This window comes from uncultured Microbacterium sp., assembly GCF_963521695.1.
Lineage (GTDB): Bacteria > Actinomycetota > Actinomycetes > Actinomycetales > Microbacteriaceae > Microbacterium.
In genome coordinates this window covers 1-9,992 of sequence record NZ_CAUQWC010000122.1, presented here as the reverse complement: position 1 = coordinate 9,992, position 9,992 = coordinate 1, and the positions used below count along the sequence as shown (strand labels likewise).

The window sequence follows — 9,992 nt, the reverse complement described above, 5'->3', positions numbered from 1 at the left end:
GCCTCCGAGCACACGCGGGTTCCGGTCCCTTCGACGGGCTCAGGGACCTGGGTTGGCGCGCGGGTTGCGGTCCCTTCGACGGGCTCGGCGACCGGGGCTGGCGTGCGGATTGCGCTCCCTTCGGCTCGGGAACCGCGGACGCCGGGCCTCAGCGGCGCTCGCGCTCCTCGCGGCGCGGGCGCAGGATGCCGCCGAGCACCGCGTTGATGATGCCGACCAGGAGTGCGGCGACCACCGTCAGCCAGAACTCGCCGGTGCGCAGGCCCCAGTCCCAGTTCTCGGTGATGACCGCCGTCAGCCACAGCAGGAAGCCGTTGATGATCAGCGAGATCAGTCCGAGCGTGAGGATGTAGAGCGGGATGGCGACGATCTTCACCACGGTGCCGATGATCGTGTTGACGAGGGCGAAGATCAGCCCCACGAGCAGCAGCGTGAGCAGCACCTGCACCCACTCGCCCGGGGCGAAGGGGATGAGGCGCACCTGCAGCGCGGGCAGCAGCGTGACGATCCAGATGGCGAAGGCGTTGACGGCGATGCGGATGACGAAGCGCATGCCCCCACCCTGGCACGCGAGGGACACCGCCGTCAGGGTCTCGCGGCTGGGGAGGAGGGGCTGACGAAACCCGGGGGCCCGCGGATAGGCTCGCGGGGTGAGTGAACAGCCGGTCCTGCCCCGTATCCGTCCCGAGATCGCCGCCCTGCCGGCGTACCGACAGGGTCGGCAGGCCAGCCCCGACGCCTTCAAGCTCTCGAGCAACGAGAACCCCTTCGAGCCCCTCCCCGGTGTGCTCGAGGCGGTCCACGCCGCGGGGGCCTTCAACCGATACCCGGATGCCACGGCCGCACGCCTGCGCGAACGACTCGCCGCGCGATACGGCGTCTCCTCCGACGAGGTGCACGTCGGCGCCGGCAGCGTCTCGCTGCTCGCGCAACTGCTGCTGGCGACCTCCGGCCCGGGCGACGAGGTCGTCTACGCGTGGCGCTCGTTCGAGGCGTACCCCTCGTTGGTCGCGGTGACCGGCGCGACCGGCGTGCAGGTGCCCCTCACAGCCGAGGCGCGGCACGACCTGCCGGCCATGGCCGCCGCCGTCACCGAGCGCACGCGCCTGGTGATCGTCTGCAGCCCCAACAACCCCACCGGCCCGACCGTCGGCTACGACGAGTTCGCGTCGTTCATCGACGAGGTGCCCCGCGACGTGCTCGTCGTGCTCGACGAGGCGTACGCCGAATTCGTCACCGACCGCACTTCGGTGGAGGGCGAGCGCGTCCGCGCCGTGCTCGACCGGCCCAACATCGTCGTGCTCCGCACGTTCTCGAAGGCGTACGGCCTGGCCGGCCTGCGTGTCGGCTACGCCATCGGCAACGAGGCGGTGCTGAACGCTGCCCGCAGCACCGCGATCCCCCTCTCGGTCACGGCCGCTGGGGAAGCCGCGGCGCTCTCCAGCCTGGATGCCGAGAGCGAGCTGCTGCACCGCGTCGCCGTCATCGCCGAGCGACGCGACCGGCTCGTCGATCGCCTGCGCGCGACCGGGTGGGACGTGCCCGACGCACAGGGCAACTTCGTCTGGCTCGCCGCGGGGGAGCGCACGCTCGAGGTCGCGGCGGCGTTCGAGGAGGCGGGTCTCATCGTGCGCCCGTTCGCGGGCGACGGCATCCGCATCTCCATCGGCGAAGAGGAGTCGCTGGAGCGCGTCGTCGAGGTCGCCGCCGCACACGCGGGCTGAGCGCACCGGGGGCGACCGCGTGGCGGCTTCGCCGGGAAAGGGCGATCAAGAGAAGTGGTCGGCAGCGGGGCTGTCGCGGTTGGTCATCATGAGGGCGAGCCCGACAATCTACGCCCTCTCAATCACTCGGACGAATTGACCACACGACTGCCCGGAACCGATTGGTGCGCGTCATCCTGCCGAGGTCAGCAGGATGACGAGCGATACGCAGATGGCGATGAGGCCCGCCCCCGACCCCACGGTGTAGATCGGGACGGCCGCTGATTGGTGGCGGCGCTCAACACCCCAGCCGACGGCGGCCACCGCGAGGAGGGCGAAGAAGACAGCTCCTGTCAACATCATCGACACGTCAGAGCCTGACGGGTTCTGACCGGGCCTGCCGATAGCAGAGATGATGAAGAACAACTGCAGAAACCAGACGACTGCTGAGACGAGAGCAAGAGATAACGTCACGACCCGCAAACGCTTAGCCAGGCGGGATGATGAAGTTGTTGAGGAAGAATGCCGCATCCTGTGTCCACTTTCCATAGTGGCCGTGCACACCCCATCCGGAGGCCACATTGTTCTGGCATGCGGCGTCGCCTTCGTTACAGTACTCCCTGACGTGCTGTCGCCAGCCCAAGCTCCCCGTGTCGGAATTCCATCCGTAGGACCGCATATCGTTAAGGGTCGCCTGTATAGCATCGCTTCGCGAGAGAGAGAACATCCCGGAACCCTGCGGGTTCAAACCTGGCGCGTTAATAGGCTGGTTTGGGCGATAGCTCGGGTCGCCGAATAGCACAGCGCCTTGGACGTAGGCGCGAGCATTGTTTCCAAGACTCTCGCCCAACGCGGTACCGATGACGTCAGCTCCCTGCGAGTAACCCACCAAGGTCACAGATGCAGCCCGCCGCGATGCCGCGACGTCGCTTCTTGCTGTGTGACTGCATGAGAGGTCGCCTCCACTGAATAGACCGTATGAGAGAAACTAACAGCACGCCATTGGATACGCGACCATAGACTAAAGAATAGAGAAGACCGCAATCCTTACATCATGAGATGATTCTCATTATTTTCTCATTCGTGTGACACTAACCCCACGACGGGGATGCTCAGACTAAGTTTCACCGCAAAGACGCCGGCAGGCCGCAACCTGGCCCGCTAGCGACCACAACACCGCAGACCTCCCTCTCTCGCTGAATACCTGCGGGGGCGGCCCGCTACGCAACAACACAGGAACAATCTGCGCTCATCAGCGAACTGCTCCACCCCACGGACGTCGGAGAGAACGGCACGGATGCCTGCGATTGGGCATAACCCTCGCCGACGGCACCACTGCCGCGGTCGGGTCGGCTTCACGCGGCCGGCATCGGGGCGAGGGGCACCGGTGGCGCGCAGATTCTGTTGAGGCCAGGGCGTCGGTCCACGCTTCCGCGTGTCGACTCTGAGCGGCGCTCGGGGCGCGTTGCCACGCGGCATCCGTTTGTCCGACGTCCACGGCGGATTCCGTCATCCGTTGTGCACCTCATGCGGTCGTGAGCATGGGTCGGGCGTTAGCGTGGGGGGATGACCCCGCTCGACGATCCCGCTCTCGTGCGCGTTCTGGCAGCCGACGGCACGCTGGCGCCCACGCCCGCGGCCGAGCGCTACCTGCCGCTCATCGACGCCCTGACCGACGCCGAACTCGAGACGTTCTACCGCGACATGGTCTCGATCCGCGCGTTCGACGTGCAGGCGACGAACCTGCAGCGACAGGGACAGCTCGCCCTGTGGCCCCCGTCGTTCGGGCAGGAGGCCGCGCAGGTGGGCTCGGCTCGCGCCGCCCGCGCGCAGGACCACATCTTCCCCTCGTACCGCGAGCACGTGGTCACCCGCATCCGCGGCGTCGACCCGATCGACATCATCCGGCTCATGCGCGGACTCACCCACGGCGGGTGGGATCCGACCGATCCGAAGAACGGCAACACGCACATCTACACCCTCGTGCTCGGCGCGCAGACCCTGCACGCCACGGGCCTCGGCATGGGGCTGGTGTTCGACGGCAAGGCGGGATCGGGTGACCCCGAGCGCGACGAGGCCGTCATCGTCTACTACGGCGACGGTGCCTCCAGCCAGGGCGACGTGCACGAGGCGATGGTCTTCGCCGCGAGCTTCCAGACGCCGCAGGTGTTCTTCCTGCAGAACAACCAGTGGGCCATCTCGGTCCCGGTCGCGACGCAGTCGCGCTCGCCGCTGTACAAGCGCGGTGAGGGCTACGGCATCCCGAGTCTTCAGGTCGACGGCAACGACGTGCTCGCAAGCTATGCCGTGACCAAGACCGCCCTCGACGAGGCGCGTGCCGGCGGCGGCCCCCGCGCGATCGAGGCCATGACCTACCGCATGGGCGCGCACACCACGAGCGACGACCCCACGAAGTACCGCACCTCCGACGAAGAGAAGGCGTGGGCCGGGCGCGACCCCATCGCGCGCATGCGCACCTACCTCGAGGGGCGAGGTGCGCCGCAGCAGTTCTTCGACGACGCGGATGCCGAGGGTGCAGCCCTCGCCGACGACGTGCGCGTGCGCACGAACGAGCTCGGCACGATCCCGCGCAGCCACATGTTCGACAGCGTCTACTCCGAGACGCACGCGCTCATCCAAGAGGAGCAGCGCTGGCTCGACGACTACGAGGCGTCGATGGACGGGGGCGCCCAGTGACCGAGAACCTTCCGATCAGTCGGGCTCTGAACGCCGGGCTCCGCCGCGCGCTCGAGACGAACGACCGCGTGCTGCTCATGGGCGAGGACATCGGCCCGCTCGGCGGCGTGTTCCGCGTGACCGAGGGTCTGCAGAAGGACTTCGGCAAGCGCCGCGTCATCGACTCCCCGCTGGCGGAGTCGGGCATCGTCGGCACCGCCATCGGTCTCGCGATGGGCGGGTTCCGCCCCGTGCTCGAGATCCAGTTCGACGGGTTCGTCTTCCCCGCGTTCGACCAGATCACCTCGCAGCTGGCGAAGCTCACGAACCGCCACGAGGGCGCTCTGCGCATGCCCGTCGTCATCCGCATCCCCTACGGCGGGCACATCGGCGCGGTCGAGCACCACCAAGAGAGCCCCGAGGCGTACTTCACGCATACCCCGGGTCTGCGCGTGGTCAGCCCCTCGAACGCCAACGACGCGTACTGGATGATCCAGCAGGCGATCGACTCGCCCGACCCGGTCGTCTTCTTCGAGCCCAAGGCGAAGTACTGGCAGAAGGGCGAGGTCGACACCGAAGCCCCCGCCCTCCCGCTGCACGCCAGCCGGATCGTGCGCCGCGGCACCGACGTGACGCTCGTCGGGCACGGCGCCATGGTGACGACGCTGCTGCAGGCAGCCGCGCTCGCCGAGAGCGAGGGCACGAGCTGCGAGGTCATCGACCTGCGGTCGCTGTCGCCCGTCGACTACGGCCCGCTGCTCGACTCGGTGCGCCGCACCGGCCGCATGGTCTACGCGCAGGAGGCGCCGGGCTTCACCTCGCTCGGCTCCGAGATCGCCGCGACCGTCATGGAGAAGGCGTTCTTCGCGCTCGAGGCTCCCGTGCTGCGCGTCTCGGGCTTCGACGTGCCCTTCCCGCCCGCGAAGCTCGAGGGCACTTACCTGCCCGACGCCGACCGCATCCTCGAGGCCGTCGACCGGTCTCTCGCCTACTGACCCGCACCCCTCCGCCTCGCCCGAGCATTCCGTCGCGGCGACCCCGGTGGCAAGCTGGCTTCCGAGCAAAGGACACACCGTGACCGATCAGACGTTCGTTCTCCCCGATGTCGGCGAAGGCCTCACCGAGGCCGAAATCGTGCAATGGCGCGTCGCACCCGGTGACACCGTCGCCGTCAACGACGTGATCGTCGAGATCGAGACGGCCAAGTCGCTCGTCGAGCTGCCCTCGCCCTACTCGGGCACCGTCGGCGAGCTGCTGGCATCCGAGGGCGCGACCGTCGAGGTCGGGTCGCCCATCATCACGATCGGCTCGGCGGATGCCGCGCCCCCGGCGCCCTCGGCCCCGGCCACCGTCCCCGAACCCAGCGACCCGGGTGGCGCCGTGCTCGTCGGCTACGGCACGGGCGGCGCGGTGTCGTCGCGGCGCCGCAAGCCCGCGGAGCGCCCGGTCGCGGCATCCGTCGGCGTGGTCGCCAAGCCCCCGATCCGCAAGCTCGCGCGCGATCTCGGCGTCGAGCTGTCGGCGGTGACGCCGAGCGGCACGGCCGGTGAGGTCACCCGCGACGACGTGGTGAAGCACGCCGAGCAGGCCAGCGTCTTCCGCAACATCGAGACGCCCGCGTGGGGCGACGTGCGCGAGGAGACGATCGAGGTCTCTGCTCCCGCGGCGCCCGCGCCGACGGCATCCGCTCCTGCTCAGTCCGCCGACGCCCGCGAAGAGTCGATCCCCGTCCGGGGCGTGCGCAAAGCCACCGCCAACGCGATGACCTCGAGCGCGTACTCGGCCCCGCACGTGTCGGTGTGGGTCGACGTCGACGCCTCGCGCACCATGGAACTCGTCAAGCGCCTCAAGGCGTCGACCGACTTCGCCGACGTGAAGGTCTCGCCGCTGCTGATCATGGCCCGCGCCGTGATCTGGGCACTGCGCCGCACGCCCATGATCAACGCCGCGTGGGTCGACACCGACGCCGGTGCGCAGATCAGCGTGCGCCACTACGTCAACCTCGGCATCGCCGCCGCGACCCCGCGGGGCCTGCTCGTGCCGAACATCAAGGACGCGCAAGGCATGAACACCCGCGAGCTGGCCAAGGCGCTCGAGCACCTCACGCTCACCGCCCGCGAGGGCAAGACGAGCCTCGCCGACCAGTCCGGCGGCACGTTCACCATCACCAACATCGGCGTGTTCGGAGTGGATGCCGGTACCCCGATCATCAACCCGGGCGAGGCCGGCATCATCGCCCTCGGCGCGATCCGGCAGAAGCCGTGGGTCGTCGACGGCGAGGTGCGCCCCCGCTGGGTCACGACGGTCTCGGGCTCGTTCGATCACCGCGTCGTCGACGGTGACGGAATCTCGCGGTTCATCGCGGATGTGGCATCCGTGCTGGAGGAGCCGGCGCTGCTGCTCGACTGAGCGCGGGCGGCTTCGCGCGGTCGGGTCACGCGACTCGCTCGGGTGCGCCCGCGGCGAGCAGTGACGCCATCACGGGTACGAGCTGGCGGGCGGCCGACCGCGGGTGCTCGAGGTGCCACTGGTACGCCCAGACCGGCAGATCGCGGTGCCGCACGGCCTCGATGGTGCCGTCGGCGGCGCGAGCCGTGGCATCCAGGCCCGCTCCGAGGCGGTCGACCGACTGGTGGTGGCTGCAGAGGAGGTCGCCGGCGGTCGAGACCGGGTCGGGCCGGTCGAAGCGGACCTCGGTTGCGACGAAGGGGTCGCCCTCAGAACGGCGGTGTCCTGGGATGTCCTGGTGCAGGGTGCCGCCGAGGGCGACGTTGACGAGCTGCATGCCGCGGCAGATGCCGAGCAGGGGACTACCGGTGGCCACCGTGTCGCGGATCACGGCGAGCTGCGCCTCATCGGCGGCCACGTCGTAGGGCGTCGCGTGCGGCCGGAGGTCGGAGGAGCCGTAGGCGCGCGGGTCGACGTCTTCACCGCCGAGGATGACGACGACATCGGCGCGGCGGGCGGCGGCGAGGAGCCTCGCGATCGGCTGTTCGGCAGCGGCGTGGAGCGCCACCGTCCATCCGGCGTCACGGAGGGCCGTGACGGCTCCGTCGTTGAGGTCGTCGAGGAGCGCCTGGTAGCGCGGGGCGTTCGGGCGGGTGTCGCGGATGTGGAACAGGGCGGCTGAGGGCATGCGAATCCTTGGGAGAAGCGAGAACTTCAGGATGCCAGGGGTGGGGGCGGGGATGCGGCGTTCGCGCGGGCGGCATACGTCGGGCCTCACGCAGGAGACCTCGGGCAGTGCTGACGTCCCCGCCGCCGAAGAGACGTGATGCCGTCGCCCGCCCGCGGCTCAGCCGAGCTTCGGCTGCTGCTGCGTGATGCAGTGGATGCCGCCCCCGCGATCGAAGATGGGGCGGGCGTCGACCGTCACCACACGGCGGCCGGGGTAGGCGTCGGCCACGATCTCGCGAGCCCGCGCGTCGGCCGCGGCGTCGCCGAAACCGCACAGCACGACGCCGTCGTTGGTGACGAGGTGGTTGATGTAGCTCCAATCGAGCCACCCCTCGTCATCGCGGAGGGCGGTCGGGGCGGGGATGCCGGTGACGGCGACGTTGCGGCCCCGCTCAGCGAAGGCGGCCTCGAGCTCACGACGGACGAGTCGCGAGACATCGAAGTCGGGGTGGGCGGCATCCGTCTGCTCATGGATGAGGACGTGCTCGGGCGAGGCGAACGTGGCCACGATGTCGACGTGCCCGTTGGTGCCCAGCTCGTCGTAGTCGCGGGTCAGGCCGCGGGAGAGCCAGACGGCATCCGTCGCTCCGATCGTGCGGGCCATCTCGGCCTCGACGCGGGTGCGGTCGGCGAAGGGGTTGCGGCGCGGGTCGAGCTGCACGGTCTCGGTGAGCAGCACGGTGCCGGTTCCGTCGACGTGAAGGCCGCCGCCCTCGGCGACGAGGAGCGAATCGATGCGCTCGGCGCCCAAGTGCTCGGCGACGACGCGGGCGATGCCGGCGGACTTCTGCCACTCGGCCCAGTCGGGGGCGCCCCACCCGTTGAAGATCCAGTCGACGGCACCGAGGACTCCCGGGCGGTCGGGATCGACGACGAAGGTCGGGCCCACGTCGCGCATCCAGAACTCGTCGAGGGGGGCCTCGACGATCTCGATCGCGGAGTCGAGCATGCGCCGGGCGCGGGCCATCTCGGTGGGATCGACGACCATCGTCACCGGCTCGAACTCCTGCACCGCGTGGGCCACGTCGGTCCATGCCCGGTAGCCCTGTTCGCGGTGCTCCGCGCTCTCGCCGAGGGTGACGCCTTCGCGCGGGAACGCCATCCAGGTGCGTTCGTGCGGGTGGGATTCTGCGGGCATGCGCCACATGGCGTGCTCCTTTCGGGTCGGGCGGGTCAGTAGCCGGTGGTGAGGACGCGATCGAGCGCGTCGACGAAGACGTCGACCGAGGCGCGCGTGACGACCAGCGGCGGCTTGATCTTCAGGACGTTCTGGTGGTCGCCGGTCGGCTGCATGATGACGCCGAGCTCGAGCAGGCGGTCGCAGATCGCCGCGGTCTCGGCGGTGGCGGGCTCGAGCGACTCGCGATCGCGGACGAACTCGACGCCCAGGTACAGGCCCGAACCGTGCACGGCGCCGATGAGCTCGTGCCTCTCGCCCAGCTCTTCGAGACGCTTCTTGAGGTGGCCGCCGACGACGCGCGCGTTCTCTTGCAGACCCTCCTGCTCGATGACGTCGAGCACGGCCATGCCGACGGCGGCGGAGACCGGGGAGCCGCCGGTCGAGGAGAAGAAGTACCCGCCGGTGCGGTACCGGTCGGCGATCTCGCGTCGGGTGATGACGGCGCCGAGCGGGTGCCCGCCGCCGATGGACTTGGCGACGGCGACGATGTCGGGCACCGCTCCCTGCTGCTGGAAGCCCCAGAACCACTCGCCCAGTCGGCCGTACCCGACCTGCACCTCGTCGGCGATCGCGAGGCCGCCGTGGCGGCGGATCGCGGCGTACACCTCGGTGAGGTAGCCGTCGGGCAGTGCCACCCCGCCGGCGTTGCCGAAGTACGTCTCGGCGATCATGCCCGCAGGCGGCCGACCGGATGCCGCGAGCCCGTCGATCACCGCGACCGCTTCGGGTGCGTAGTGGACGGCATCCGTCCCCCGGTGGGTCCCGCGGTAGGAGTTGGCGGCGTCCACGGTGTGCACCCAGTCGGGCCGGGTGGCCAGGGCATTCGGGTTGTCGGCGATCGAGGTCGACACCGCATCGCTGGCGTAGGTCCACCCGTGGTACGCCTCGCGCATCGCGACGATGTCGGGGCGACCGGTCGCGGCCATCGCGAGACGGATCGCGAGGTCGGTGGCCTCGGACCCCGAGTTGACGAAGAACACCGTGTCGAAGCCTGCGGGGAGGGTCGCGGCGATCCGGTCGGCGTAGTCGGTGATCGCGCGATAGTGGAAGCGCGAGTTCGTGTTCAGCAGGTGCATCTGCCGCGAGCCCGCCTCGACCACGTGCGGGTGGGCGTGGCCGACCGACGCGACGTTGTTCACCATGTCGAGGTAGACGCGGCCGTTCACGTCGATCAGGTGCTCTCGCCACCCGCGCTCGATGCGCGGGGGAGTGGCGTAATAGTGCTCCTGCACCTCGGCGAGAACCTCGTGGCGGCG

At 69.7% G+C, this 9,992-nt stretch carries 10 protein-coding genes; 4 read left to right on the top strand and 6 right to left on the bottom strand.

Annotated elements, in window-relative coordinates; genetic code table 11:
- Positions 1–148: 148 nt before the first annotated feature.
- Positions 149–553: a phage holin family protein gene (locus RWP81_RS10195; protein WP_314455715.1), complete on the bottom strand. Its 405-nt coding sequence runs from the start codon at positions 551–553 to the stop codon at positions 149–151.
- Positions 554–650: 97 nt separating this feature from the next.
- Here RWP81_RS10195 and RWP81_RS10190 point away from each other — a divergent pair, with 97 nt between their 5' ends.
- Entirely contained in the window at positions 651–1,724 is a 1,074-nt protein-coding gene (locus tag RWP81_RS10190; protein WP_314455712.1) for a histidinol-phosphate transaminase, read from the top strand.
- Between the two features lie 171 nt (positions 1,725–1,895).
- Here RWP81_RS10190 and RWP81_RS10185 read toward each other — a convergent pair whose 3' ends face one another.
- Both RWP81_RS10185 and RWP81_RS16320 read right to left on the bottom strand, forming a co-directional pair.
- Complete coding sequence (locus RWP81_RS10185) at positions 1,896–2,177, bottom strand: hypothetical protein (RefSeq protein WP_314455710.1); 282 nt, start codon at positions 2,175–2,177, stop codon at positions 1,896–1,898.
- Positions 2,178–2,190: 13 nt separating this feature from the next.
- Positions 2,191–2,601: a cutinase family protein gene (locus RWP81_RS16320; RefSeq protein WP_399540582.1), complete on the bottom strand. Its 411-nt coding sequence runs from the start codon at positions 2,599–2,601 to the stop codon at positions 2,191–2,193.
- 668 nt (positions 2,602–3,269) lie between these two features.
- Between RWP81_RS16320 and RWP81_RS10180 the strand changes: the two genes are divergently transcribed.
- The 3 genes from RWP81_RS10180 to RWP81_RS10170 all read left to right on the top strand — a co-directional run bounded on the left by RWP81_RS10180 (position 3,270) and on the right by RWP81_RS10170 (position 6,788).
- Entirely contained in the window at positions 3,270–4,400 is a 1,131-nt protein-coding gene (locus RWP81_RS10180; protein ID WP_314455708.1) for a thiamine pyrophosphate-dependent dehydrogenase E1 component subunit alpha, read from the top strand.
- Positions 4,397–5,374, top strand: coding sequence for an alpha-ketoacid dehydrogenase subunit beta (locus RWP81_RS10175; protein ID WP_314455705.1), 978 nt, complete (start codon positions 4,397–4,399; stop codon positions 5,372–5,374). Before RWP81_RS10180 ends, RWP81_RS10175 begins: the two co-directional genes overlap by 4 nt.
- Before the next feature lie 79 nt (positions 5,375–5,453).
- The gene (locus tag RWP81_RS10170) at positions 5,454–6,788 is read left to right on the top strand and encodes a dihydrolipoamide acetyltransferase family protein (RefSeq protein WP_314455702.1); all 1,335 of its coding nucleotides are present in this window, start codon (positions 5,454–5,456) and stop codon (positions 6,786–6,788) included.
- Between the two features lie 25 nt (positions 6,789–6,813).
- Here the strand turns inward: RWP81_RS10170 and RWP81_RS10165 are convergent, their stop codons facing one another.
- The 3 genes from RWP81_RS10165 to RWP81_RS10155 form a co-directional block, all read right to left on the bottom strand.
- Positions 6,814–7,515: a gamma-glutamyl-gamma-aminobutyrate hydrolase family protein gene (locus tag RWP81_RS10165; protein ID WP_314455699.1), complete on the bottom strand. Its 702-nt coding sequence runs from the start codon at positions 7,513–7,515 to the stop codon at positions 6,814–6,816.
- A gap of 159 nt (positions 7,516–7,674) precedes the next feature.
- The gene (locus RWP81_RS10160) at positions 7,675–8,694 is read right to left on the bottom strand and encodes an agmatine deiminase family protein (protein WP_314455718.1); all 1,020 of its coding nucleotides are present in this window, start codon (positions 8,692–8,694) and stop codon (positions 7,675–7,677) included.
- A gap of 35 nt (positions 8,695–8,729) precedes the next feature.
- Positions 8,730–9,992 (bottom strand): aminotransferase class III-fold pyridoxal phosphate-dependent enzyme (locus RWP81_RS10155; protein WP_314455695.1); only part of this gene is annotated, 1,263 nt, incomplete at its 5' end.

What these genes read in the sequence shown, in the direction of transcription:
- RWP81_RS10165 (WP_314455699.1), bottom strand. Translation starts at nt 7,515, where the DNA reads ATGCCCTCAGCCGCCCTGTTCCACATCCGCGACACCCGCCCGAACGCC.
- RWP81_RS10180 (WP_314455708.1), top strand. Translation starts at nt 3,270, where the DNA reads ATGACCCCGCTCGACGATCCCGCTCTCGTGCGCGTTCTGGCAGCCGAC.
- RWP81_RS10160 (WP_314455718.1), bottom strand. Translation starts at nt 8,694, where the DNA reads ATGCCCGCAGAATCCCACCCGCACGAACGCACCTGGATGGCGTTCCCG.
- RWP81_RS10195 (WP_314455715.1), bottom strand. Translation starts at nt 553, where the DNA reads ATGCGCTTCGTCATCCGCATCGCCGTCAACGCCTTCGCCATCTGGATC.